At 46.7% G+C, this 25,428-nt stretch carries 21 protein-coding genes; 17 read left to right on the forward strand and 4 right to left on the reverse strand.

Going from position 1 to position 25,428, the window contains the following annotated elements:
* Nucleotides 1-127: 127 nt before the first annotated feature.
* Nucleotides 128-1,897 (reverse strand): methyl-accepting chemotaxis protein, encoded by a 1,770-nt coding sequence (locus tag ACO0LB_RS07265; protein WP_423047956.1) that lies wholly within the window; start codon nt 1,895-1,897, stop codon nt 128-130.
* Between the two features lie 469 nt (nt 1,898-2,366).
* Here ACO0LB_RS07265 and ACO0LB_RS07270 point away from each other — a divergent pair, with 469 nt between their 5' ends.
* The 3 genes from ACO0LB_RS07270 (at nt 2,367) to ACO0LB_RS07280 (ending at nt 6,373) form a co-directional block, all read left to right on the forward strand.
* The gene (locus tag ACO0LB_RS07270; RefSeq protein WP_423047958.1) at nt 2,367-3,596 is read left to right on the forward strand and encodes a pyridoxal phosphate-dependent aminotransferase; all 1,230 of its coding nucleotides are present in this window, start codon (nt 2,367-2,369) and stop codon (nt 3,594-3,596) included.
* A 24-nt stretch (nt 3,597-3,620) separates the two neighbouring features.
* Nucleotides 3,621-4,931: a homoserine dehydrogenase gene (locus ACO0LB_RS07275; RefSeq protein ID WP_423047960.1), complete on the forward strand. Its 1,311-nt coding sequence runs from the start codon at nt 3,621-3,623 to the stop codon at nt 4,929-4,931.
* Nucleotides 4,932-5,101: 170 nt separating this feature from the next.
* The gene (locus tag ACO0LB_RS07280; RefSeq protein WP_423047962.1) at nt 5,102-6,373 is read left to right on the forward strand and encodes an MFS transporter; all 1,272 of its coding nucleotides are present in this window, start codon (nt 5,102-5,104) and stop codon (nt 6,371-6,373) included.
* A gap of 175 nt (nt 6,374-6,548) precedes the next feature.
* On the opposite strand, the gene ACO0LB_RS07285 is transcribed toward ACO0LB_RS07280, so the two are convergent.
* From ACO0LB_RS07285 to ACO0LB_RS07295, 3 genes are all read right to left on the reverse strand, one after another.
* On the reverse strand, nt 6,549-7,295 hold the full coding sequence (locus ACO0LB_RS07285) for an NRDE family protein (protein WP_423047964.1): 747 nt from the start codon (nt 7,293-7,295) through the stop codon (nt 6,549-6,551).
* Nucleotides 7,286-7,573 carry a DUF4936 family protein gene (locus tag ACO0LB_RS07290; protein WP_423047966.1) on the reverse strand — a complete coding sequence of 96 codons (288 nt, stop codon included), beginning with the start codon at nt 7,571-7,573 and terminating at the stop codon, nt 7,286-7,288. Before ACO0LB_RS07290 ends, ACO0LB_RS07285 begins: the two co-directional genes overlap by 10 nt.
* 96 nt (nt 7,574-7,669) lie before the next feature.
* Nucleotides 7,670-8,707 carry a YgfZ/GcvT domain-containing protein gene (locus ACO0LB_RS07295; protein ID WP_423047968.1) on the reverse strand — a complete coding sequence of 346 codons (1,038 nt, stop codon included), beginning with the start codon at nt 8,705-8,707 and terminating at the stop codon, nt 7,670-7,672.
* Between the two features lie 277 nt (nt 8,708-8,984).
* Here ACO0LB_RS07295 and mltG point away from each other — a divergent pair, with 277 nt between their 5' ends.
* The 14 genes from mltG to ACO0LB_RS07365 all read left to right on the forward strand — a co-directional run bounded on the left by mltG (nt 8,985) and on the right by ACO0LB_RS07365 (nt 25,242).
* Nucleotides 8,985-9,989, forward strand: coding sequence for an endolytic transglycosylase MltG (gene mltG, locus ACO0LB_RS07300; RefSeq protein WP_423048079.1), 1,005 nt, complete (start codon nt 8,985-8,987; stop codon nt 9,987-9,989).
* 9 nt (nt 9,990-9,998) lie between these two features.
* On the forward strand, nt 9,999-10,637 hold the full coding sequence (gene tmk, locus ACO0LB_RS07305; protein WP_423047970.1) for a dTMP kinase: 639 nt from the start codon (nt 9,999-10,001) through the stop codon (nt 10,635-10,637).
* 1 nt (nt 10,638) lies between these two features.
* Nucleotides 10,639-11,673: a DNA polymerase III subunit delta' gene (gene holB, locus ACO0LB_RS07310; protein ID WP_423047972.1), complete on the forward strand. Its 1,035-nt coding sequence runs from the start codon at nt 10,639-10,641 to the stop codon at nt 11,671-11,673.
* A 22-nt stretch (nt 11,674-11,695) separates the two neighbouring features.
* Nucleotides 11,696-12,085, forward strand: a complete 390-nt coding sequence (locus ACO0LB_RS07315; RefSeq protein ID WP_423047974.1) for a PilZ domain-containing protein — start codon at nt 11,696-11,698, stop codon at nt 12,083-12,085.
* Nucleotides 12,086-12,113: 28 nt separating this feature from the next.
* Nucleotides 12,114-12,611 carry a GNAT family N-acetyltransferase gene (locus tag ACO0LB_RS07320; RefSeq protein WP_423047976.1) on the forward strand — a complete coding sequence of 166 codons (498 nt, stop codon included), beginning with the start codon at nt 12,114-12,116 and terminating at the stop codon, nt 12,609-12,611.
* A gap of 188 nt (nt 12,612-12,799) precedes the next feature.
* Nucleotides 12,800-13,714 carry a 23S rRNA (adenine(2030)-N(6))-methyltransferase RlmJ gene (locus ACO0LB_RS07325; protein WP_423047978.1) on the forward strand — a complete coding sequence of 305 codons (915 nt, stop codon included), beginning with the start codon at nt 12,800-12,802 and terminating at the stop codon, nt 13,712-13,714.
* A 274-nt stretch (nt 13,715-13,988) separates the two neighbouring features.
* On the forward strand, nt 13,989-15,641 hold the full coding sequence (locus tag ACO0LB_RS07330) for a 3-(methylthio)propionyl-CoA ligase (RefSeq protein WP_423047980.1): 1,653 nt from the start codon (nt 13,989-13,991) through the stop codon (nt 15,639-15,641).
* A gap of 112 nt (nt 15,642-15,753) precedes the next feature.
* Complete coding sequence (locus tag ACO0LB_RS07335) at nt 15,754-16,989, forward strand: branched-chain amino acid ABC transporter substrate-binding protein (RefSeq protein WP_423047982.1); 1,236 nt, start codon at nt 15,754-15,756, stop codon at nt 16,987-16,989.
* 97 nt (nt 16,990-17,086) lie between these two features.
* Nucleotides 17,087-18,034, forward strand: coding sequence for a branched-chain amino acid ABC transporter permease (locus ACO0LB_RS07340; protein WP_423047984.1), 948 nt, complete (start codon nt 17,087-17,089; stop codon nt 18,032-18,034).
* Nucleotides 18,035-18,037: 3 nt separating this feature from the next.
* Nucleotides 18,038-19,324, forward strand: a complete 1,287-nt coding sequence (locus ACO0LB_RS07345) for a branched-chain amino acid ABC transporter permease (protein WP_423047985.1) — start codon at nt 18,038-18,040, stop codon at nt 19,322-19,324.
* Nucleotides 19,321-20,088: an ABC transporter ATP-binding protein gene (locus ACO0LB_RS07350; protein WP_423047987.1), complete on the forward strand. Its 768-nt coding sequence runs from the start codon at nt 19,321-19,323 to the stop codon at nt 20,086-20,088. Before ACO0LB_RS07345 ends, ACO0LB_RS07350 begins: the two co-directional genes overlap by 4 nt.
* Nucleotides 20,085-20,798 (forward strand): ABC transporter ATP-binding protein, encoded by a 714-nt coding sequence (locus ACO0LB_RS07355; protein WP_423047989.1) that lies wholly within the window; start codon nt 20,085-20,087, stop codon nt 20,796-20,798. Before ACO0LB_RS07350 ends, ACO0LB_RS07355 begins: the two co-directional genes overlap by 4 nt.
* Nucleotides 20,799-21,392: 594 nt before the next feature.
* Nucleotides 21,393-23,471 carry a 3-hydroxyacyl-CoA dehydrogenase NAD-binding domain-containing protein gene (locus ACO0LB_RS07360; RefSeq protein ID WP_423047991.1) on the forward strand — a complete coding sequence of 693 codons (2,079 nt, stop codon included), beginning with the start codon at nt 21,393-21,395 and terminating at the stop codon, nt 23,469-23,471.
* Between the two features lie 169 nt (nt 23,472-23,640).
* Nucleotides 23,641-25,242 (forward strand): ABC-F family ATPase, encoded by a 1,602-nt coding sequence (locus tag ACO0LB_RS07365; protein WP_423047993.1) that lies wholly within the window; start codon nt 23,641-23,643, stop codon nt 25,240-25,242.
* The last annotated feature ends 186 nt before the right edge of the window (nt 25,243-25,428 follow it).

Raw genomic sequence — 25,428 nt, forward strand, 5'->3', positions numbered from 1 at the left:
TGACGTAAGGCTATTTTTGCAGCTGCAATCATATACAGGGCACAAGTAGGTCGAAAATAGGTCTCAAGTAGGAAGTAAATGGTGAATGAAAACTTTCCTACTTGTCTTTCCTGCTGAGATCAGCGCGTCAGAATTCTTCCCATTGATCATTGCTATCATTGGTCGCTGGCTTGATGGCTGGTAATTTTTTCTTGCCGACTGCGGATGACGTGTTCGGTGTGCTTGCAGCGCGAGCGATATTGAGCATTGGCTGTTCAGACGCCTTCTTTTTTTGTAATGACGCAGACGGTTGGATATTGACAGCAGGTTTTGCCTGTGGGGTAAGTTGATTGGCATGTAGTCTGAACGCAGATACGGCATCCAGTAAATGGCCGGATTGTTCTTGCATCGATGCCGCCGCCGCTGCCGCCTGCTCTACGAGTGCTGCGTTTTGCTGGGTGACATTGTCCATTTCGACGATGGCCAGATTAATTTGTGATATCCCCGTGTTTTGTTCCGCGCTGGCCGTCGTAATTTCAGAAATGACATCAGATACTTTGCGTACGCTTTCCAGAATGTCGTCCATGGTTTTTCCGGCTTGATCCACCAGATTGCTACCATGGCTAACATTGCTGACCGACGTGTTAATCAAATCCTTGATTTCTTTCGCGGCGGTGGCTGAGCGCTGTGCCAGATTACGCACTTCTGAGGCAACTACCGCAAAACCACGACCTTGTTCACCGGCACGGGCAGCTTCGACCGCCGCATTCAACGCAAGAATATTGGTTTGAAACGCAATACCATCAATGACCCCAATAATATCGACAATTTTTTGTGATGAAGTATTGATAAGATTCATTGTGGATACGACTTCTGCCACCACTTTCCCGCCCTTGAGAGCGACCTCTGATGCAGAGGATGCCAGTTGGTTTGCCTGACGCGCATTATCGGCATTATGTTGCACAGTACTGGTGAGTTCTTCCATGGAGGAGGCTGTTTCTTCGAGAGAGCTTGCCTGGGATTCAGTTCTGGCAGATAAATCCATATTGCCCGACGCGATTTCCTTGGAGGCGATGGAAATGGTTTCGGCGCCCGTTTTTACTTCGCCTATCAGTTGCGCGATGCTGTCGCGCATCACTTTGACTGAATGCAATAAGCTTGACTGGTCATTCTCTTTGAGTTTGATCTCTTCAGATAAATTACCTGCCGAAATATGCCGCGTTACTTCCGCAGTGTAAGCAGGCTCTCCGCCCAGTTGGCGTATAAGACCCCGGGCAATGATCAGCGATACGATGAGTAACACGGTGGCAAGCAGCACTGCCCCGATGGAAGATTCGAATAAGCGCGCTTGAAACGTCGCATCGACTGTATCTATATAGACACCAGAGCCGATCACCCAGCCCCAAGGTGCGAAGCCTTTGACATACGATACTTTTTCAACAGAATCTTTACTGCCTGGTTTGGGCCACATATAGAACACGAAGCCATCACCTTTGGATTTGACAACATCGACCATGTCGTTAAACAGCGGCTTTCCAGCGGTGTCTTTGCTGCCGGATAAATTTTGACCTTCCAGCTCTGGTTTAATGGGGTGCATCACCATGACCGTCTGCATATCATTAATCCAGAAATACTCGCCTTCACCGTAGCGAAGTGCGCGAACGGCATCCATCGCAGCTTGCTTGGCTTCTGGTTCTGATAATTTGTTTTTAACGGAAAGGTTATGGTAGTAAGCCACCAGTTTTTCAGCGGTTTGTACCGTTTGCATGACGTTACTTTTTCGTTCTTGTAACAACATCGTTTTTTCTGTGAACAGAAAAATACTCGTCATGACGAGGAGGCCAATAATAGCGCCAGCTATCAAAATGCCTAAACGCTTGGCAATACTTAAGCTCTGTATGATGCGCGATAATGACATGATGGTCTCCTGAGCGTTATTTTTGTATGCATCTGAACAGCTGTGCCTCGTCATGACGAAGGGTGTCATGCTTCTTGAACGCGCCATCCATTTTTATTTACATCATTTTCTCAATCTTGCCTTACGGAAAAATTACGAATGCAAAAAATAGTGAAATATGTCGTAAAGAAGCAAAAAAATAAGATTTTTTTAATTTTTTAATATGTATGCTCGGGTGCGCTATCGGAGTAATTGCCTGTTGCAAAAGCTTGCTAACCAGCCCGACAATCAGTTCACCATCCAGATGGTGGGTTGCATCCGGTTATTCATTTGATGCTTAATTTGCCATGATTGGCCTTCGTTTTTCAGAAAACGAGTTGATTAAACAGGATTCCTTGTGCAGAATGCTCTTTTCGGCATTGCAGCAAAAAGGAGTATTACGTCTGCATCCGCTGATTGTTGAGTTTATATCGTTAGAGGATTCTTGCTAGTGCGCCTTATAAAAAAATCACAAAAATTAGCTGACGTCTGTTACGACATCCGTGGCCCTGTCATGGAAAAAGCTAAACAGATGGAAGACGAAGGTCATAAGATCATCAAGCTTAATATCGGTAATCTTGCGGTATTCAACTTTGATCCTCCTGACGAAATCGTGCAGGATATGATCCGCAACATGCAAAATGCTGCTGGTTATACCGATTCGAAAGGCATGTTCGCGCCACGTAAAGCGATCATGCACTATTGCCAGGAAAAGCATATCCGTGGCGTGACGATTGAAGATATTTATATCGGTAATGGCGCATCAGAACTGATCGTCATGGGCATGAATGCCTTGCTCAATAGCGGCGACGAAGTATTGGTGCCAGCACCTGATTATCCATTGTGGACTGCGGCGGTGAGTTTATCCGGCGGCAAGCCTGTGCATTATGTCTGCGATGAGAGTGCAGACTGGATGCCTGATATTGATGATATTAAAAGTAAGATCACACCGAATACCAAGGCAATTGTTGTCATTAACCCCAATAATCCGACTGGAGCACTGTATCCTGTCGAAATTCTGCAGCAAATCGTTGAGGTTGCTCGCCAACACCAGCTCATTGTTTTTGCTGATGAAATTTACGACAAGACTTTGTATGACGAAGCAACGCATACTTCGATTGCATCGTTGGCAGATGATGTCTTGTTTTTAACGCTGAACGGCTTATCTAAAAATTACCGTTCATGTGGTTATCGTGCGGGATGGATGATAGTCTCAGGAGAAAAACGGCATGCCAGAGACTATATTGAAGGGCTCAATATGCTCGCATCCATGCGTTTGTGTGCTAACGCACCGGGTCAGTTTGCGATTCAGACTGCGCTGGGAGGCTATCAGAGCATTCAAGATTTGGTAGGTCCTGGCGGGCGTTTGTTAAAACAACGTGATCTCGCCCACAAACTGCTGACAGAGATTCCAGGCGTGACTTGTGTCAAGCCTAAAGCTGCACTATATATGTTTCCGAAACTGGATCCTTTGATGTACCCGATCAAGGACGACCAGGAATTTATTCACGAACTGCTGACCGAGCAGCGCGTGTTGTTGGTGCAAGGAACGGGATTTAACTGGATCAGTCCCGACCACTTCCGGGTGGTATTCCTGCCAAATACGGATGATTTAACCGAGGCTTTTGGTCGCATTGCCCAGTTCCTGGAAAGCTATCGAAAGCGTCACGGCACTAATTAATTCAATTTTACTGTTTAAAAATATATGAAACCCATCAAAGTAGGTCTGTTAGGCATAGGCACCGTCGGCTCCGGCACTTTCAACGTATTGAAGCGTAATCAGGAAGAGATTACGCGTCGCGCAGGTCGCTCGATTGAGATTGCCATGGTGGCAGACCTGAACGTTGAGCGGGCACGTGAATTGACAAATGGCGAAGTAGAAGTCGTCAATGATGCCAATCTGGTAGTGAATAATCCGGATATCGACATCGTCATTGAGTTGATTGGTGGTTACGGTATCGCCAAGGATCTGGTACTTAAAGCTATCGCCAATGGCAAGCATGTTGTTACTGCCAACAAGGCTTTGTTGGCAACCCACGGTAATGAGATTTTCAAAGCCGCACAGGATAAAGGTGTTGTAGTTGCTTTTGAAGCGGCGGTTGCTGGCGGTATTCCTATCATCAAAGCGCTGCGCGAAGGATTGACTGCCAACCGCATTCAATGGATTGCCGGGATTATCAATGGCACAACCAATTTCATCTTGTCCGAAATGCGCGACAAGGGTTTGGATTTTGCGACAGTGTTAAAGCAGGCGCAAGAGTTAGGCTATGCTGAGGCAGACCCTACGTTTGATATCGAAGGTGTGGATGCTGCGCACAAAGCTACCATCATGGCATCGATTGCTTATGGGATTCCGGTGCAATTTGATAAAGCGCACGTTGAAGGCATTACCAAACTTGAAGCAAGTGATATCCGTTATGCCGAAGAATTGGGCTACCGGATCAAATTGCTGGGTATCACCAAGCGCACCGAACAGGGCATAGAATTGCGCGTGCATCCTACACTCATTCCGGCGAAGCGTTTGATTGCGAATGTGGAAGGCGCAATGAATGCAGTTCTGGTACAGGGCGACGCAGTTGGCGCCACTTTATATTATGGCAAAGGGGCAGGTTCTGAGCCTACTGCATCGGCTGTCATTGCTGATCTGGTTGATATTACGCGTCTGGCAACGGCTGATCCTGAACACCGCGTTCCGCATCTGGCATTCCAGCCAAATGCCATCAGCGATCTGCCAATTTTGCCAATGTCTGAGATCGTTACCAGCTATTATCTGCGCATGCACGTGGCCGATAAGCCTGGTGTGTTGGCCGATGTGACTCGTATTCTGGCGGATTTGACAATTTCTATTGATGCGATGTTGCAAAAAGAACCGGCAGAAGGCGAGACTCAAACTGACATCATCATTCTGACGCATCAGACAAAAGAGAAAAATATCGTTGCTGCGATTGAAAAAATTGAAGCGTTGGACGCAGTGTTCGGCACAGTGACGAAATTACGTCTTGAAGAATTGAGCTGAATTCACGTCAGATAAATCAGGTTTGCTATCAATGATAGCGGCTTGGTCAGGACGGTATCAGCCCGTCGAATGAGCAAGAAACGGTGCGATCAACCTAGTGTGATCGCACCGTTTTGTTTGTGCAACAGAACTAGATTAATCTGATTGGATTTGACTTGATTCGAGTTGATATGACCTCTGTGAGTCCTCTGGTTTTGTTGCGCTATGCAGGATTTGGCTTTCCTCTGGCGTTGGTCGCGTTGCCGTTATATGTTTACGCGCCACAATTTTATGCAGAGCGCTTTCATATGTCATTGACGACGATCGGTTCTGCACTGCTAATCGCCAGATTATTCGATGCTTTCATCGATCCTGTTCTCGGTGTGCAGATTGATCGGCGACGCTTTGGCTGGTCTTACGCAGGCTATATCGTTGCTGCATTGCCGTTGTTGATACTGGGCTTTGTCGCTTTGTTTCACCCTCCGGATGTAGTAGCTGCCTTCCCATTTTGGTGGTTTTTTCTGACCTTGATGCTGGTCTATGTGGGGTTTAGTATGGCCAGTATTGCCTATCAAAGCTGGGGTGCAGCATTCAGTTATTCGCCTCAGATAAGGGTGCGGTTGACTGCCTGCCGCGAAGCCTGTGGATTGGCGGGTGTAATTTCTGCTGCTTTGCTGGTGCAGTTTGCGGGCATGTTCTATTTAAGTCTGATCTTTGTCGTTAGCCTGCTGCTGAGTGCAGCTGTTCTGATACGGTATACCGTCAATATCCCGGCACCTGTCAATCTGGTGCAGAGTCATATGACGATGCGCGATCTGTTTGCGGGTCAGAGATTCAGGTCTTTATTTTTGGTGTTTGTATGCAATGGCACAGCGGCTGCAATTCCGGCAACTTTGTTTCTGTTTTTTACCAAAGACCGTTTGCAGCTGGGAGCGTTATCGGGGGTATTGCTGATGCTGTACTTTGTGGCCGCTGCCATGTCTATGCCCATCTGGACTGCGTTGGCTAAACGTTTTGGGGAAATTCGGACATGGTTACTGGCGATGTGTCTCTCTATACTCTGTTTTATCTGGGTGGTTGCCCTGAGTGCTGGTGATGGTCAGGCATTCATGGTGATTTGTGTCTTATCCGGTATGACGTTGGGTGCAGACTTGGCACTACCACCGGCGATTCTGGCGGGGGTGATTCATCAGGCCGGACATAGCGGTCAGCATGAAGGCCTGTATTTTGGGGCATGGAATTGGGCCAGTAAAATGAATCTGGCGTTGGCTGCAGGTGTTTCCTTGCCTTTGCTGGAGTGGCTGGGGTATGTTCCGGGTACGACTGATGCTGGTGGATTAAGGGCTTTAGCCATTGGCTATGCACTGGTTCCTTGTGGCTTGAAACTGATCGCTGCATTAATGTTGTGGCGCTCACGATTGCATGAATTGTTCATGTCCGAAAAGATGGCATCATCAAGATGATCAACGCAGTTGAAGCGGGTAAACAGATCAGCCCAGATCAGCCCAGATCAACCCAGATCAACCTGGCCGGGTTGATCTGTTGAATTATTATAGTAAGTACACGGTGAGCACCGTGGTGGGTGAGTAATCCTGAATCAATCACTTTGAATCAAAAAACATCTGCCAACAAGCTACGTTAGCGCAGCGTTTTTTCATAAAATTCAGCAGGATACTCGCGATGAATTTTTACCAGACTGGAAGCCCGCGTTCCATAGTCAGGTGATTCTATGCAGGGTGAGGACAGCAATCTTTCCAGTTCGAATGAAATACCAGTGTCCGGCAGGCGGCAATCTGGTGCAGGAGTGGTATTGGCCAGAATCTCAAAATACGCCTCGACTGGCGCACGTTGGCAAATCAGGCTGGCAAACTCGGCTTTAGTTCGCACAACTTTGGGCCACGGCGTATCGAGCGCAGCATTAGAGATGCCGTAAATGCCAGCTTCTAATGGTTGCCCATTGCGGGGATCATCCAACTGGCGATTGGAAAACCAGATCAGTTCAGTGCCATCACATAGCAGTAAATTGAATCCATTGTACAGTGCAGCCTGTTCGCGGATGCTGGCAATATAGTCTTTGACGGACAGGTCACTATTTAAGAAATTGGCAACCAATTCGCCGCGAGAGGGGGCATCCTCACGTTTTTCTGAGGGCGCGCGGATGTTGGTGATTGCAGCGAATCTGCTGGTCAGCGTGTCCGGGCCGTTTTCGCTTTGCAATCCCATCCAGGTACCACCGGATTGCAGGTCTCTGCCACCGTAGACTCTGGGGGCATCTTTCCACCATGCCGCCGTAGCAGCAGGGCGGTTATAAAACTCATCCCTGTTGCTGGCAACAACCAAAGGAGTGCACGGAATCAATTTCCAGGCAAAGACGATCAGGCACATAAGTCAACATCCATAAAGTACTCAATATGACGCTCAGAGTGCAGCAACGCAGGCAAATCAGTTTGCGCAACAAGCTGGGCTAACACGGTCGAAAAATGATCCGGTACCGCACGATATACCTCCATCCAGGTATGAATACCATGAGTTGCTTCCGGTCTTTTTTGCACTGTGGCTACTAACTGATAATGCTGCATGACCATCGCCTGCAACTGCGCTTCCGCTCGCCGTACATGAGCTTCGTTTTGCGCTTCTGCTTTAAAGTAAATATAGCAGTTCATAACCTAACTGTGACAGGTTTTCAGGGGAGTATGCTTCGATATCATCAATGTAGTCCAAATAAATACAAGGCACTTAAAAAATACAGGGGGGAGTATTTATTGCGTGATATCTGTGATTTCGTACGGCAGATCCAAAAATATCAGTGGTACGCCAGTGGCTGAGCCAAGATGAATATCCCCCGATTCCTGATCTGCCACTTTCATTTCGACCAGAGCGAGGCTGTCGCTGGCAGAGTATTGTTCCGCATTGACGACCATACCGCAGGCTTGTTCAGCATCACATGGGCTGAATACTTCCATGCCTGCACGAACATCGGCCGTGGCAATGGAAACCAGCGCCATGCGACGTTTTAATTTGCCGAGATACTGACTGCGGGCGACAATTTCCTGCCCCGGATAGCAACCCTTTTTGAAATTAACGCCCCCGATAATTTCAAAATTCACCATCTGAGGTACAAATTGTTCTTGTGTAGCAGCGATGATCATTGGTATTCCTGCCTGTATTTCTGAAAGACGCCAGGCAGCAGTGTTGACTGGTGTCAGTGCCGTGCTCAAGGCCGTCCAGGCCTGAACTGCTGTTTCAGGGGGCGCCAACCATTCATAACGTGGCAATCCCTTGCTGTCGCTCACCCGCAATAATTGTCCGAACTCATTGCTGATGCTGGTGTTTTCGGCTTTAGGCAAGTCTGGAAACCAGGATTGCAAACTGGCAGCCGCCGCTTCCCCCCCCAATCCCAGCAGCACATATTGTGATGTGATGTCAGCGAGTTTGACTTTGGAGCGCAGTACAAACATTTGCAGCCGTTTATGTATGGGAGCCAGGATACTTTTCGACACCTGCAACACAATTTGCTCATTGTTGTTGAATAACAGCAGGCTGGCGAGCATTCTTCCTTTGGGAGAGCAATAGGCAGCGCGACGCAACTCAGATTGCTTGAGCGTTTCAACATCGTTGCTCAATTGATTATGCAAAAAATGCGCCGCTTCTTCGCCACTCGCCTGAATCAGGCCAATATCATTCAATATCGTGATAAATCCTGTTTCCAGTGCGTTATTGTCCCAGGCATTGTTCAGGCCATTAATGCCGTTATCGTTAACTGAAATGCCTTGTTGCGTTAAAAAATCCTGCCACATATTGATATACTCACTCGTTAGCCTCATTATGGCGCTGGCGATACGATTCAACCTGCACCCGATCTGCGAATTATAGTAGTGTCCGCAAAAATGCGTTGAACTAGCCTTCAAACTGCATTCAATGATCAATGCTTATATTGATACTGAATTGATATCAGCCATCGTGGTCTTTCTATACCGCCAGCCGGCGCAGATGCCTTTGGTCTTCATAAGAGACTCAAGTGCCTTGTGCGTGATTTATAACCTCACAATGTAAGTGTTTGTTCTCATGGGATTGATCAAAAAACTTTTTCTTATGCTGATTGTCATGCCGGTATTGATCGGACTGACCGCCGCAGCGGGGTTTATGTATTGGTCCAGTCAGCCTGTATTTATCGGCGATACAGCGATCGAATTTACAATCCGGCCAGGCAGTGGTGTTCGTAGTTTGTCCCATCAGTTGCAAGAGAGCGGATTGCCGGTGCAACCGCTCATGTTTGAGATACTTGCCAGGCTGAGCGGCAAAGCCAGTCGCTTGAAAGCCGGGTCGTATGAGCTGGAATCAGGAAAAACACCCGTCGAATTGCTGGAAAAAATTGCCAACGGAGAGTTTTCACAAGGCACACTGGCCATTATTGAAGGCTGGACATTTTCTCAGATGAGAAAGGCGGTAGACGCACACCCAGCCTTGCAGCACGACACTAAAGGTGTGTCGGATGTTGAATTACTCAAAAAAATTGGCGTACCGTATCAGGCGGCAGAAGGTTTATTTTTCCCGGACACCTACTTATTTGCTAAAGGCAGCAGTGATCTTCAGTTGTACCAACAAGCCTATGCGATGATGTCGAAACGACTCGACGATGCGTGGGCCACGCGTTCCAGTGGCTTGCCATATAAAAATGCTTACGAAGTCTTGATTATGGCGTCGATTGTAGAAAAAGAAACAGGACAAAAATCTGAGCGCAGTCTGATTTCTGCTGTGTTTTCGAATCGTCTGAAAACGGGCATGCTGCTGCAAACTGACCCTACCGTGATTTACGGTATGGGAGATGCTTATCAAGGCAAAATTTATAAACGCGATTTACTGACCGATACACCCTACAACACCTATACACGCGCTGGTTTGCCGCCCACGCCGATTGCCTTGCCGGGTCTGGCATCGCTGACAGCCGCGGCAAACCCTGCGCGCAGTGATGCACTGTACTTTGTTGCCCGTGGTGATGGCAGTAGTCATTTTTCAACTAACCTGAGTGAGCACAATCAGGCAGTGAATAAATATCAGCGAAATATTCGCAGTAAATAAAATAAGCTAATGAAACAAACAGGAAAATTCATCACGTTCGAAGGCATTGATGGTGCTGGTAAATCTACGCATATTCCGTATGTGGTGGATTATCTGCGACAGCATTTACCTTCTGAAACCAAAGTTGTCGCCAGTCGTGAACCCGGCGGCACTCCGCTGGGAGAGTCATTGCGTGAAATACTTTTGCAGCAAAACATGCATCTTGAAACGGAAGCTTTACTGATGTTTGCCTCACGCCGCGAACATCTGGCACAAATCATCGAACCAGCCCTGGGCAGAGGGGACTGGGTTATTTCTGATCGTTTCACCGATGCCAGTTTTGCGTATCAGGGTGGCGGGCGTCATTTATCTCTGGATAAACTCAATGTGCTTGAACAATGGGTGCACCCGCATCTGCAACCGGATATGACCTTATTGTTTGATGTGCCACTGGAGGTCGCGCGCGCGCGCTTGGATGCAAGCAGGGCACTGGATAAATTCGAAAAAGAAAAAGCAGATTTTTTTGAGAATACCCGCAATGAATATTTGCGCCGTGCCGCACAGTTTCCTGAGCGTTTCAGATTAATCGACTCAACGCAATCAATCGCCGATATCCGTCTGCAACTGAATGGCTTGCTGGATAATTTATTACTGAAACGATCAGTCTGAAATGAGCGCTCCTTTATATTCCTGGCAGCATTCCGCATGGCAGCAACTGCAGACACTGGGACAGCGGCTGCCGCATGCGTTTTTACTATACGGCCCGCAGGGTATAGGTAAAACACGTTTTGCCGAACATCTTGCCCAGTCTTTGCTCTGTGAGTCACCTGGTATCGATGGTCATGCTTGCGAACAGTGTGCTTCATGTGGATGGTTTGTTCAGTACAGCCACCCCGACTACCGGCGCGTCCGGCCAGAGTTGCTCGATGAAGAAGATGCACAACAAGTTGAGGGAGAAGCAGAAGTGTCCCCCAAAAGTGCGAAAACCAGCAAAACACCTTCAAAAGAAATTGTCATCAATCAGATTCGCGCACTCGCGGATTTTATGAACATTTCTACGCACCGGCAGGGGCGTCGCGTTATCGTGCTGTATCCGGCAGAAGCATTAAATGTCCCTGCGGCCAATGCCTTGTTGAAATCACTCGAAGAGCCTGCCGCAAATACGGTGTTTATTCTGGTCTCCCATCATCTGGATAAATTGCTGCCAACGATTTTGTCACGTTGCCATAAGTTTGCGTTAACTCAACCAGATCATGAACAGGCGATGGCATGGTTGACATCTCAGGGAGTTCGAGATGCCGATGTCTGGCTGGCGCAACAAGGAGGAGCACCACTCTCTGCACTGGAAGTTGCACAGTCGGATAGTCGCGATGAACTGGATGAATTTCTGAAGCAGCTGAGCAGGCCTGCCGTGGATGTTTGCCTGAAAATGGCAGAGAAAATGCAAAAAATGGATATGCCCATCACCGTTTCGTGGCTTCAACGTTGGCTGTATGACATATTTTCTTTCAAACAAAGCGGTAGAATCCGGTATTATCCTCGCTATGAAAAAGAGGTAAGGGCGCTGGCCATGCGCGTGAACACGATTCCACTGATGCATATGATCCAGCAGATCAATGAGCGTCAGGCTATTTCCAGTCATCCCTTATCGCCTAAATTATTTTTAGAAGATATGTTGCTGGAATACTCAGCCCTGTTTGAATAGAACCTTGCGAAAGCCCTTGACCATGTCAGATTTACCAGCGGATCTCAGTATTCCACTCAATATTCCGTCACCCAACAGGCCTTCTGTTTTGTCATTGGCAATCAAGGAAAAAGCAGCGCTATATGCCGCATTCATGCCTTTTTTGAAAAGTGGTGGAATTTTTGTTCCTACCAATAAAAACTATCGCCTTGGCGAAGAGATTTATTTGATACTGACCTTGCTCGACGATCCGGCAAAATACCCGATCGCTGGTAAAGTCGCCTGGATTACACCTGCCGGTGCTGGTAATAATAAATCCCAGGGAATCGGCGTACATTTTCCGGAAGATGAAAGCGGTACGCGGATACGGCTGCGGGTAGAAGAATTGTTAGGCGCTGCCATCAGATCTTCACGCGCGACACACACTATCTGAACACTCACACGATTAAAGAAGTACAGCAATGCAATTTACACATCGCCTGGCAAGATTTGAAGATCTGGCCCACATCGTCGCTATTTATAATTCCACCGTCGCTTCGCGACAGGTGACCGCAGATACTGAGCCTGTCAGCGTCGAATCACGTCATGCCTGGTTTGCAGAGCACACACCAGAAAAGCGCCCGCTCTGGGTTTGTGAGCAAAACGGGAAAATTATTGGCTGGCTGTCATTTTCAAACTTTTATGGCAGGCCTGCTTATTCCGGTACGGCTGAATTATCTATTTATTTGCATGAGGATGCGCGTGGACAAGGACTGGGCAAGTACTTTTTATCGCAGGCAATCGCGTTTGCGCCCAATATTCAGGTGCATACGCTATTGGGATTTATTTTTGGACATAACACTCCCAGCCTCAAATTATTTGCTGGATTCGGCTTCGATACCTGGGCGAACATGCCACGTGTGGCGACACTGGATGGTATCGAGCGTGACCTCATTATTCTCGGAAAACGTGTCGCCTGATTCACAACTCAAGGCATGATCCCACGCTGTTGTTCTGAACACTTCATGCGTTGATTGAAATTCCTTTACCTTTAAATTCCGCAGTATGGCGCGATAGCTGAGTACAATAGCAGCCAGCGCCTCATCCGCCATTCCCTTGACAGCAACTGACACTACAGTTGCCTAGCTATTTTAAGAAAGTCCCCGCCATGCTTAGTTACCGCCATGCTTTTCACGCAGGCAATCATGCCGACGTATTAAAACACTTCGTGTTCATTCAGTTACTTCAGTATTTAGGACAGAAAGATACTGCTTACACTTGTATCGATACCCATGCTGGCGCAGGTTTATATGCACTGGATGGTGGTTATGCCAGTAAAAATGCCGAATTTGAGACTGGCATTGCCCCTTTGTGGGATAAAAAGGATTTGCCAGCGGCACTAGCCGAGTACATCGATCTGGTCAAAGATTTGAATCCAAGTGGCAAATTACGTTACTACCCCGGTTCTCCGTATTGTGCGGATAAGATCATGCGTGAACAGGACAGATTACGTTTGTTTGAACTGCATCCAAGCGAGATCAAAATTCTGAGCGAAAATTTTCGTAAGCTTGATGCTCACGCTGCTGAACAGGGTAAGCGTCCGACTACACGTGGCAAGCGGGTCATTATTTCGAGTGGCGACGGTTTTGATGGTCTGAAAGCCTTGTTGCCTCCGCCGTCCCGCAGGGGAATGGTGTTGATTGATCCTCCTTATGAAGTCAAAGATGATTATCGTCGGGTCAAAGTGACTTTAGAAGACGCGATCAAGCGCTTTCCAACCGGAACCTACGCAGTCTGGTATCCCGTTTTGCAGCGACCAGAATCCCGGCAACTGCCGGAAAAATTAAAACGCCTGCCTTCGAACGGCTGGCTGAATGTTACTTTGTCCATCAGCGGTCCGAATCCGGATGGTTTTGGTCTGCATAGCAGTGGTATGTTTATTATCAATCCACCTTGGACGCTGGCTGCAACACTGAAAGAAGTCATGCCGTATCTGGTCAATGTACTCGGTAAAGATGCCGGTGCGCATTTCAGTATTGAGTCTGGTGATGCCGTTGCACCGCCTGTTCGTCGCGAAAAATAAACATCCGGCGAATTTTCTTCGGTGATGAGCTTGGATTATTCGCGCTGGAGTCACAGAATTTCATATTGAATTTGTTGCGTTGCAATATGTGTTAATCGTCTTTATTTACGACACGAATGGTGGTTGGTAGTCATTGAATTTTCTGAGAATGTTGCTCTGCACTAAAAATAGTGATTGACGAATTAGTACGGTCGTACAAAAATCGTTCAAGAACAAAATTTAGCGATTGCTAAAAGCTAATGTGGTGAGTCAATCGCACAACTCAGGAGACTAAATGACAACCTATCCACAAAGCCCATTAATGGGGCAGATGATGAGCAAACCCATGCTGATATCGAGCCTCATTGAGCATGCGGATCGTTACTTCGGCAATAATGAAATTGTATCCCGCCGTGTTGAAGGCGATATTCATCGCTACAACTACCATGAGTGTCATCAGCGCTCTAAAAAGCTGGCCAATGCATTCCAAAAATTTGGTATCAAGCTCGGTGATCGTATCGCGACTCTGGCTTGGAATGGTTATCGCCATTTGGAGGCTTATTATGCAGTTTCAGGTTCCGGCGCTGTGCTGCATACAATTAATCCCCGTCTGCATCCCGAACAAATTTCTTACATCGTCAATCATGCAGAAGATCAATATCTGCTGTTTGATATCACCTTCTTGCCGATTATTCAGGCCATTGCTGCGCATTGCCCTACGGTAAAGGGTTACATCATGATGTGTGATCGTACACATCTGCCAACAGACGGCAAAATCCCTAATCTGTTGTGTTATGAAGATATTATTGACGAGAATTCAGCGGATTTTGAATGGCCCGTTTTCGATGAAAATTCTGCCTCCAGCCTGTGCTATACATCCGGAACCACAGGTCACCCTAAAGGCGCTCTGTATTCTCACCGGTCAACGATATTGCATTCATATGCATCTGCCATGCCAGATGGCCTGAATGTTTCTGCGCGTGATTCAGTATTACCCGTTGTACCGATGTTCCATGTGAACGCATGGGGTCTGCCTTACTCAGCACCGTTGACTGGCGCAAAACTGGTCTTCCCGGGCCCTCATCTTGATGGTAAGTCATTGTATGAACTGTTTGAGAAGGAACAAGTGACGTTCTCAGCAGGAGTTCCTACCGTATGGCTGGGTCTGCTGACCTATGTAGGTCAACATAATTTACGCTTCTCCTCATTTAAGCGCACGGTGATTGGTGGCTCGGCATGTCCTCCGGCGATGATGAAAACATTGCGCCACACTTATGGAGTTGAAGTGGTACATGCCTGGGGAATGACAGAAATGTCGCCGCTGGGCACTGCTGGCACTTTGATGGCTAAACATCAGAGTCTGAGCGAAGACGAGAAGCAGAGTGTACTGGAAAAACAAGGGCATATTCTGTATGGCGTCGACATGAAAATCGTCGATGATGCTGGTAAAGAGTTGCCTTGGGATGGCAAAACCTATGGTAATTTGCTGGTCAAGGGACCATGGATTATTTCCAGTTATTTCAAAGGTGAGGGCGGTGACGTTTTGCAGGACGGCTGGTTCCCGACTGGAGACGTCGCAACGATTGATGCTGATGGCTACATGCAGATTACGGATCGTAGCAAAGACGTGATTAAATCTGGTGGCGAATGGATCGGAACGATTGACCTGGAAAACGTCGCTGTGTCTCATCCTGCCGTATTGCAGGCAGCGTGCATCGGCGTATTCCACCCTAAATGGGATGAGCGTCCATTGTTGCTGGTGGTGAAAAAACCTGGTGCAGAAGTAACAAAAGAAGAATTACTACATTTCTTTGATGGTAAAGTGGCCAAATGGTGGACGCCTGATGATGTCGTTTTCATTGAGGCATTGCCGTTAGGTGCTACGGGCAAAATTTTGAAAAATAAATTACGAGATCAATTTAAGGAGCATCAACTACCCACTGCATAACGGATGAACCACATCTCTCCTGTATAAAAATAGTCAAGGCAGGAGAGATGGCAGCATAGGCACGACATGTAAGAGAATTAATTCCAATCATAAAAATTTCGGAGAGAGACACATGAAATTCCAATTACGTACATCGCTCGTCGCAGTCGCATTTGCAATCACAGCTCCAGTCGTGATGGCTGATACCATCAAGATTGCTTACATCGATCCTTTATCCGGCGCGTTTGCTCCTGTCGGACAAAATATTTTAAATTCCTACCAATTCATCGCCGATAAAGCCAATGCCGAAAAATGGGCTGGCGCACATACATTCGAAGTCGTTGGCTTTGATAATAAAGGGAGCCCGCAAGAATCTCTGAACATTCTGAAGACCGTGATTGACAAAGGTTTTCGCTACATTACACAGGGAAATGGCTCCGGTGTCGGGCTCGCTTTACTTGATGCAGTGAATAAGCATAATGAACGTAATCCGGGTAAAGAAATTGTTTACCTGAATCACGCAGCTGTTGATCCAGATATGACCAATAGCAAATGCAGTTTCTGGCATTTCCGTTTTGACTCTAATTCAGACATGAAAATGGAGGCGCTGACGACGTATATGGCAGCGGATAAATCCATCAAAAAAGTCTATATCATTGGTCAGAATTATTCCTTTGGTCATCAGGTGACCAGAGCAGCCAAAGAATATCTGGCGCGCAAACGTCCTGATGTACAAATTGTCGGTGATGATTTGCATCCTATCGGTCAGGTAAAAGATTTCTCTCCGTACATTGCTAAAATCAAGGCATCAGGTGCAGATACCGTTATTACAGGTAATTGGGGTGCGGATCTTGCCTTGTTGATTAAATCAGCGAAAGATGCTGATTTGAAAGCTAACTTCTACACTTATTATGCGTCGACAACGGGTGTTCCAACTGCGATGGGGGCAGCGGGTGTTGATCGTGTGAAGTATGTCGGCTATTGGAATCCTAATAATGAAACATTCTCCGGCAAAGAAATTGTCGAAGGTTTCAAGAGCAAATATAAAGACGATTACTACTCCATCGCTACTTACTCTGTTATCACAGCAATGGCCAAAGCGGTTAAGCAGGCGAACTCGATTGATCCTGTGAAAGTCGCATTTGCTCTTGAGGGCTCCAACTTCAAAAGCCTGAATGGTGATGATTCTATGCGTAAGGTAGATCATCAGATCCAGCAACCACTGTATATCGCAACCTGGGTAAAAACAAACGGTAAAGACGTGAAGTTTGATCAGGAAAATACAGGCATGGGCTGGAAAACCAATCAAAAAATTGATGCATTCGTGGCCTCACAGCCATCCTCCTGCCAAATGAAACGTCCAGGCTAATTTAGTAAAAAGAGAGCTTGCCATGCGGTGATCTCTCTTTTTTTACAAACTAAAATAGTACGATCGTGCAAGAAAATTTTAGAAAAGGATCTACGTTGTGGAATTCACACTGATCACTTTGTTGAACGGCGTCAGCTACGGATTGCTGTTGTTTATGCTGTCCTCTGGTCTGACGCTGATATTCAGCATGATGGGCGTACTTAATTTCGCCCATGCCAGTTTTTATATGTTGGGCGCCTACTTTGCCTATGCCATTAGTAGCAAAATCGGATTTTGGCCTGCACTGATTTTTGCACCTTTGCTGGTAGGTTTGCTCGGGGCGCTGATTGAGCGTTATGGACTGCGCTCCGTACATAAATACGGACATATCCCAGAATTATTATTCACTTTTGGTCTGTCTTACGTCATCGTCGAGCTGGTGCAATTGGTGTTTGGTCGCTCTACAGTACCGTACCCGATTCCAACCTCATTAGAAGGCCCACTGTTTACGCTCTATACAACGACTTTCCCTATGTATCGTGGTTTCATGATGCTGGTCGCATTGTTGATGCTGGTCTCTATTTATTTGTTGTTGACACGCACTCGCATCGGTCTCGTTATTCAGGCTGCACTGACTCATCCCGATACCGTAGAAGCACTTGGACACAATGTTCCGCGAGTGTTCATGCTGGTCTTTGGTGGTGGTTGTGCCCTGGCAGGGCTGGCAGGTGTCGTTGGTGGAAATGCCTTTGTCACTGAGCCAGGAATGGCCGCAACGCTGGGCAGCATCATCTTTGTGGTTGTCGTGGTAGGTGGCATGGGATCACTCGCCGGAGCCTTTGTTGCGTCTTTGCTGATCGGTATTCTCCAAACTTTTGCAGTGGCACTCGATTACTCCTTTGTTTCTGTCATGGCAAAATTTGGCATGTTGATCAATGCGACATCGCCAGGATACGCGCTATTCAGCTTAACCATTGCACAGGTCGCGCCGGTCTTGCCATATTTGTTGCTGGTGTTGATTCTGATTTTCAGACCCCGTGGTTTGCTTGGTACGAGAGAAGGATAAACCATGAGTAAAACATTACATTTTAAACCGGTCAATCTTGGTCGCTGGATCATCTGGTCTCTGTTCGCCTTGATTTTGCTGTTGGCGCCAGTCATCTTTAACCAGGGAGCTTCGTTGTCCTTATTGTCGCAAATGGGGACAGTCATGATTTTTGGCTTGTCTTTCAATATGTTATTGGGACAAGGGGGGATGCTGTCATTTGGACATGCTGTGTATTCTGGATTGGGTGCTTTTTTTGCAATTCATGCGATGAACATGGTGGCGGGCGGCTCGTTGATATTTCCAATCACCCTGATTCCTCTGATTGGCGGTGTTGCCGGAATGTTTTTCGGGATTTTATTTGGTTATGTTACGACCAAAAAATCAGGTACGACATTTTCCATGATCACGTTGGGCATGGTGGAACTGGTATTTGCATGCTCATTAATGTTCCCTAATTTCTTCGGTGGCGAAGGCGGCATTTCTACTAACCGTGTGATTGGTCAATCGTTTATGGGAATCACCTATGGGCCTCAAATCCAGGTGTATTACCTGATCGCTTTCTGGTTGTTCATCAGCACGATAGGGATGTATGCCTTTACGCAGACACCACTGGGAAGAATGGCAAATGCTGTCCGCGATAATCCTGAACGAGTCGAATTTGTTGGCTATGACACGCAGTGGGTACGCTATCTGACCCTGATTCTGTCTGCATTTTTTGCAGGTATTGCTGGTGGATTGTCTGCAATTAATTTTGAAATCGTTACGGCAGAAAATGTCAGTGCCGTCCGCTCAGGAGCCGTCCTGTTGTTCACATTTATCGGCGGTATCGGCTTTTTCTTTGGTCCTATGATCGGCGCTATTCTCGGCGTGTTCCTTACTGTGATGTTGTCTGATTTCACGAAAGCATGGCAGCTATATCTGGGGGTATTTTTTATTGTGATCGTGATGTACGCACCAGGTGGTCTCGCCAGTATTTTGATGATGAATCTGCGTATGGTGAAGTTTGGTAAATTCAAGCGCATCTGGCCTTCTATGTGGAAATTACTTCTTTCTTCTGCTGTCGCGATTGCTGGCGCTATTTTGGCGACAGAAATGCTGTATCAACGGACGTTGGAATCAACTCAATCCTCCACTATTTCCCTGTTTGGTATGTCGTTTGATACTGCTCAACCACAAGCATGGATCATCGCATTTGCCTTGATTGCGGCAGGTGTGATTGGCTTTGTTCGTTTTAAACCTGGCTTTGCTCATCAATGGGGTGAAAGCAATACTGAAATTGAAGATCTGATGCGGAGGGCGCAAGCATGACGAGCTTTTCGTTAGAGTTAAAAGAAGTACGTAAAAGTTTTGGTAGTGCAGAGATTATTCGCGGTGCGAGCCTGCAAGTACCAAAAGGAGAGCGTTTTGCCATTATTGGCCCTAACGGGGCTGGAAAATCAACGTTGTTCAATTTGATTTCTGGCAGATTCCCGATTACTTCCGGTGATATTTTGCTCAACGGGGAGAGCACTTCCTCCTTGAAACCCTATGAAATTAATCGTCGTGGTTTGTCACGTAGTTTTCAGATTACGAATATTTTTCATCGACTCTCTGTCTACGAAAACTTACGGTGCGCGGTTCTTTGGTCATTAGGCTACAAGTATTCTTTCTGGCATCGTTTGAATGGGCTGAAAGATGCACACGAGCGAGCAGAATATGTACTTGAACAAATTGGGCTCAAGCGTCGGCGAGATGTGACAGCCGGACTTCTGACGTATGCAGAGCAGCGTGCTTTGGAAATTGGCATCACGATTGCTGGCGGGGCTGATGTCATCTTGCTGGACGAACCAACTGCTGGCATGAGTCGCTCAGAATCAGATGCCGCCGTCGAATTGATTCGAAAAGTGACCGTAGGAAAAACATTACTCATGGTTGAACATGATATGAGCGTGGTGTTTGGATTGGCCGATAAGATTGCTGTAGTGGTATACGGTGAGGTGATCGCTTGTGATACTCCGTCTAACATTCGTAATAATCAAAAAGTGAAAGACGCCTATCTTGGTGGTCATGCTCCAGCGGAGGACAATGTATGAGTGCATTGCTAGACATTAAAAACCTGAATGCATTCTATGGAAAAAGCCACGTATTGCATGGCGTGGATATGCATGTCAATCCGGGTGAAATCGTAAGTTTACTGGGACGCAATGGTGTTGGACGTTCTACCACTGTGAAAGCCACTATGGGGCAGGTCGACGCGACCGGTTCCATTTTGTTCAAAGGGGAAGAAATCATAGGGATGAAAGCGTTTCAGATCGCCCATAAAGGTCTGGGTTATGTTCCTGAAAATCGCGATATTTTTCCTTCACTGACGGTAGAACAAAACCTGATACTTGGTGAGAAATCCAGTTCGGGTAAAGGCAAGAAAAATCGTTGGTCGATTGAAGACATGTATCAGATGTTCCCACGCTTGAAAGAGCGAAGAAATACGGCGGCAGGAGTCATGTCGGGAGGGGAGCAACAGATGCTGACTTTATGCCGTACGCTCATGGGTGATCCTGATCTGATTATGATTGATGAGCCCACTGAAGGGCTTGCACCAAAAATTGTTGAGTTGGTGGGGGAGTATCTGAAAGAGCTAAAAAACCGTGGTATTTCAGTATTGCTCGTTGAACAGAAACTTGCCATTGCACTGGAGATTTCACAGCGCGTGTATGTGATGGGCCACGGGAGTATTGTGTTCGAAGGATCACCGGCAGATTTGCGGGCAAACGACAATATCAGAAAAGAATGGTTGGAAGTCTGATGTTGTGATGCGTTTCAGTCATTGTTGTTGGTAGTAAATCGTGAAGACCATCACTATGTTTTTAGTACCTGGTGATGGTCTTCACAGTAAGCCATTAAATCAGGACTTAAGCAAAATGCGTCTTGGCAGCCTTGTGGCATTTGGTTGGGCAAGCCCATGGCGAGTCCATTGTCGGCACCACACACTGTTTTCATCACTACGATGTATCAGGAATTCAGTCAACATGTTGTCTGCCGATGCGATGGACTTCCCTTGCAAACGAAGTTTTTCTGGCATCAAACGTTGTTTTTACTTGCCAAAATAATTTTTCGTAAGCCTTGTAATAATAGAAGAATTTGCTTAAATCTCTATGTAATTTGCTTGTTTTTTGCTTGCATTTATTGCGTGAGAGCATTTGAAGCTGGTGTCTTTTGATATACAAAAAAGACACAAAAAAGAAATAAATAATCAGTAAATAAAAAATTTATTACAAAATAATACGATCGTTCTATTTTTGCGGTATAGTAATCCCCACTGAATCAGCACTAAAAGGTTTGCTTGCAAACGCAAGTAGAACTGGTAAATCCCAACGGCATTTCAACCATAGGAAAAGACATGAGCGCAGAATACCAAGTGAACGGCGATGTTGCCGTTATTACGCTGAACAATCCACCTGTCAATGGTCTTGGCCATTCGACGCGTAGTGCGATTGTTGACGGCATGAAGCAAGCTTTGAATGATGACGCGATCAAAGCAATCATCATTACCGGCGCTGGTAAAGCATTTTCAGGTGGTGCGGATATCAAAGAATTTAATTCGCCTAAAGCATTAGCAGAACCAACATTGCACACAGTGATCAATGTGGTAGAGGGCTCCACTAAGCCAGTGATCGCAGCGATTCATACCGTATGTATGGGCGGCGGCCTGGAATTGGCACTGGGTTGTAACTATCGCATTGCCAGCCCAGGTGCGCAAATCGCCTTGCCAGAAGTCAAACTGGGTATCTTGCCTGGCGCAGGCGGCACACAACGTCTGCCACGCGTGTTGGGTCTGGAAATGGCACTGAATATGATTGTTTCCGGCACACCGGTGGCATCAGAAAAATTGGCAAAAACAGCCATTTTCAACGAAGTAGCAGAGGGAGACCTCCTGCAAGCCGCATTCGCTTTCGCGGCAAAAGTGGCTGATGTTCGCCCATTGCCACGCGTACGCGATATCAAGATTGATTATCCAAACTACGAAGGATATCTGCAATTTACGCGCAATACTGTCCGTGCAATGGCAGGCCCTTTCCCAGCGCCATTGAAGTGCGTGGAGGCAGTGGCAGCGGCGGTAACCAAAAAATTTGATGATGGTATTAAGTTCGAACGCAGCTTATTCACTGATCTGGTTCAGACAACAGAATCAAAAGCATTGCGTCATGCCTTCTTTGGTGAGCGCATGGCAAGTAAGTTGCCAGATGTTCCGGGTGATACACCTGTACGTGCAATCAAATCTGTCGCCGTGATTGGTGCCGGTACGATGGGCGGTGGTATTGCAATGAATTTTGCCAATGCGGGTATTCCAGTCAAAATTCTGGAAATGAAGCAGGAAGCCTTAGATAAAGGCTTGGCGACTATCCGCAAAAATTACGAAAATACGATGAAAAAGGGCAAACTTAGCCCTGAAAAATTCGAACAGCGCGTAGGTCTGATTACTGGCACCTTGTCCTATGAGGAAATTGGTCAGGCCGATATCGTGATTGAAGCAGTATTTGAAGACATGGGTGTGAAAGAACAAGTCTTCAAAAAACTGGATGAAGTCATGAAACCAGGCGCAATCCTTGCCTCCAACACATCAACACTGGATGTTGATCAGATCGCTGCATTTACAAAGCGTCCTGAAGATGTGATCGGTACGCACTTCTTCAGTCCAGCGAATGTGATGAAGCTGCTGGAAATCGTACGCGGCAAGAAAACAGCTAAGGATGTCTTGGCAACGGTGCTTGGTTTATCTAAAAAAATCAAGAAAACCGGCGTGGTTTCTGGCGTGTGTGACGGCTTTATCGGCAATCGTATGATTGAGCAATACAGCCGTCAGGCAGGATTTTTGCTGGAAGAAGGTTGCACTCCTGAGCAGGTTGATAAAGCGGTAGAAAAACTGGGCTTTGCCATGGGCCCGTTCCGCATGGGTGATCTTGCAGGTAATGATATCGGCTGGTATATCCGTAAGCGTCGTTATCTCGAGAAGCCACAAATCACTTATTCCAAAACAGCGGATTTGCTGTGCGAAATGGGTAGATTTGGTCAGAAAACTGGTGCTGGTTGGTACGATTACAAACCAGGTGACCGTAAAGCTTACCCATCGTCTGTTGTCAATGACATGATTGTGAAGCACTCTGCCGATTTGGGTATCGAGCGTCGCAAAATTTCTGATCAGGAAATCGTTGAGCGTTTGATTTTCGCTTTGGTCAACGAAGCTGCCTATATTCTGGAAGAGGGAATTGCAACCCGTGCTTCCGATATCGACATGGTCTATCTGACTGGTTATGGATTCCCGCTCCATACCGGCGGCCCGATGTTCTATGCTGATACAGTTGGTTTGCCAAATGTCGTCATGGCGATGGCTAAATATGCAAAAGGCCGTCATGGCGATGCATGGAAACCAGCGCCTTTGCTGGCTCAGCTAGCAGCTGAAGGTAAGACGTTTAACTGAATTGGCTAAAAATCAAGCACTGGTTACGGGTAGTAGCCTGACTCACTAGTGAATGTAAAAGGCGCAGCGAAAGCTGCGCTTTTTTTTGCTCAGACACTTTTCGGAAGAGGGTCTGGGTGAATGTTATAATCTATGGTTAATTCACATCTTCAATGCAAAAGGTTTTTACGTGTTATCTACCGCAAATATCACCATGCAGTTTGGCCCTAAGCCACTGTTTGAAAATATCTCCGTCAAATTTGGCGAGGGCAATCGTTATGGTCTGATTGGTGCCAATGGCTGTGGCAAATCAACGTTCATGAAAATTCTGGGCGGTGATCTGGAGCAATCGTCAGGCACTGTGATGCTGGATCAAAATGAGCGCCTTGGTAAATTGCGCCAGGATCAGTTTGCATTTGAAGACATGCGTGTGTTAGATGTAGTTATGATGGGGCACACAGAGATGTGGGGTGCCATGTCTGAACGCGACGCGATCTATGCCAATCCTGAGGCGACTGACGAAGATTATATGAAGGCTGCGGATCTGGAGGCCAAGTTTGCAGAATATGATGGCTACACAGCCGAGGCGCGCGCGGGCGAGTTACTGTTAGGTGTCGGTATTCCCATTGACCAGCATCAGGGTGTCATGAGTGCGGTAGCACCAGGATGGAAGCTGCGTGTGTTGCTGGCGCAGGCTTTGTTTTCCAATCCAGATATTTTGCTGCTGGATGAGCCAACCAATAACCTGGATATCAATACGATTCGCTGGCTGGAAGATATTTTGAATCAGCGTAACTCTACGATGATCATCATTTCGCATGACCGTCATTTCCTGAATCAGGTATGTACGCACATGGCGGATATGGATTACGGTACGCTGAAAATCTATCCGGGTAATTATGACGACTACATGTTGGCATCGTCTCAGGCACGTGCGCAGCAAATGGCTAATAACGCCAAGGCGAAAGAAAAAGTTGCTGAACTGCAGGACTTCGTACGTCGTTTCTCTGCTAATAAATCGAAAGCGCGTCAGGCAACTTCTCGCGCTAAACAAATCGATAAAATCAAGATTGAAGAATTTAAACCATCCAGTCGTCAAAATCCTTTTGTTCGTTTTGATGGTGAGAAAAAGCTGCATCGACTGGCTGTGGAAGTGCAGGATCTGACCAAGGCGTATGACCGCACATTGTTCAAAAACGTGAATCTGATGGTGGAAGCCGGTGAGCGTATAGCAATTATCGGTGCCAACGGTATCGGTAAAACTACTTTACTGCGTTGTATTGGCGGATCGGAAATTGCCGGACTGACTGCAGATTACGGCACCGTTAAATGGGCTGAAAATGCCAATGTCGGCTACATGCCTCAAGATCCGACCGAAGAATTTTCATCGGACAAGAACCTGACTGACTGGATTGGACAGTGGACACAAGAAGGTGATGATGATCAGGCAGTTCGTTCTATCCTTGGACGCTTATTGTTTGGTGGCGATGACGTTAAGAAATCTGTCAAAGTGCTTTCTGGTGGTGAAAAAGGACGCATGATGTACGGCAAGTTAATGCTTGGCCGCCACAACGTCTTACTGATGGATGAGCCGACGAATCACATGGATATGGAATCGATCGAATCATTGAACATTGCATTGGAAAAATATGCAGGCACGTTGATTTTTGTATCGCATGATCGTGAATTCGTATCATCGTTAGCGACACGCGTGATTGAAATCAAAGAAAACGACATCATTGATTTCCAAGGCACATACGAAGAGTATTTATCAAGCCAGGGTATCGAGTAATTGTCAGACTAAGAATGCATTGATAATGCATTCTTAGTTGCGTGAATAGTTACGTTAGTAATTACGTCAAACATTACGTCAAGAATTACGTCAAGAATTACGTCAAGAATTACGTCAAGAATTACGTCAAGAATTACGTAGATAGCGGCACTGATGCTGATACTGATTTCAGCCCCATGATAAAAA

The sequence above is a fragment of the Undibacterium sp. SXout7W genome (assembly GCF_049339385.1).
In the GTDB taxonomy this organism is placed as follows: domain Bacteria; phylum Pseudomonadota; class Gammaproteobacteria; order Burkholderiales; family Burkholderiaceae_D; genus Undibacterium.

What these genes read in the sequence shown, in the direction of transcription:
- ACO0LB_RS07265 (WP_423047956.1), bottom strand. Translation starts at nt 1,897, where the DNA reads ATGTCATTATCGCGCATCATACAGAGCTTAAGTATTGCCAAGCGTTTA.
- ACO0LB_RS07275 (WP_423047960.1), top strand. Translation starts at nt 3,621, where the DNA reads ATGAAACCCATCAAAGTAGGTCTGTTAGGCATAGGCACCGTCGGCTCC.
- ACO0LB_RS07280 (WP_423047962.1), top strand. Translation starts at nt 5,102, where the DNA reads ATGACCTCTGTGAGTCCTCTGGTTTTGTTGCGCTATGCAGGATTTGGC.
- ACO0LB_RS07285 (WP_423047964.1), bottom strand. Translation starts at nt 7,295, where the DNA reads ATGTGCCTGATCGTCTTTGCCTGGAAATTGATTCCGTGCACTCCTTTG.
- ACO0LB_RS07290 (WP_423047966.1), bottom strand. Translation starts at nt 7,573, where the DNA reads ATGAACTGCTATATTTACTTTAAAGCAGAAGCGCAAAACGAAGCTCAT.
- ACO0LB_RS07295 (WP_423047968.1), bottom strand. Translation starts at nt 8,707, where the DNA reads ATGTGGCAGGATTTTTTAACGCAACAAGGCATTTCAGTTAACGATAAC.
- tmk (WP_423047970.1), top strand. Translation starts at nt 9,999, where the DNA reads ATGAAACAAACAGGAAAATTCATCACGTTCGAAGGCATTGATGGTGCT.
- holB (WP_423047972.1), top strand. Translation starts at nt 10,639, where the DNA reads ATGAGCGCTCCTTTATATTCCTGGCAGCATTCCGCATGGCAGCAACTG.
- ACO0LB_RS07315 (WP_423047974.1), top strand. Translation starts at nt 11,696, where the DNA reads ATGTCAGATTTACCAGCGGATCTCAGTATTCCACTCAATATTCCGTCA.
- ACO0LB_RS07320 (WP_423047976.1), top strand. Translation starts at nt 12,114, where the DNA reads ATGCAATTTACACATCGCCTGGCAAGATTTGAAGATCTGGCCCACATC.
- ACO0LB_RS07325 (WP_423047978.1), top strand. Translation starts at nt 12,800, where the DNA reads ATGCTTAGTTACCGCCATGCTTTTCACGCAGGCAATCATGCCGACGTA.
- ACO0LB_RS07330 (WP_423047980.1), top strand. Translation starts at nt 13,989, where the DNA reads ATGACAACCTATCCACAAAGCCCATTAATGGGGCAGATGATGAGCAAA.
- ACO0LB_RS07335 (WP_423047982.1), top strand. Translation starts at nt 15,754, where the DNA reads ATGAAATTCCAATTACGTACATCGCTCGTCGCAGTCGCATTTGCAATC.
- ACO0LB_RS07345 (WP_423047985.1), top strand. Translation starts at nt 18,038, where the DNA reads ATGAGTAAAACATTACATTTTAAACCGGTCAATCTTGGTCGCTGGATC.
- ACO0LB_RS07350 (WP_423047987.1), top strand. Translation starts at nt 19,321, where the DNA reads ATGACGAGCTTTTCGTTAGAGTTAAAAGAAGTACGTAAAAGTTTTGGT.
- ACO0LB_RS07355 (WP_423047989.1), top strand. Translation starts at nt 20,085, where the DNA reads ATGAGTGCATTGCTAGACATTAAAAACCTGAATGCATTCTATGGAAAA.
- ACO0LB_RS07360 (WP_423047991.1), top strand. Translation starts at nt 21,393, where the DNA reads ATGAGCGCAGAATACCAAGTGAACGGCGATGTTGCCGTTATTACGCTG.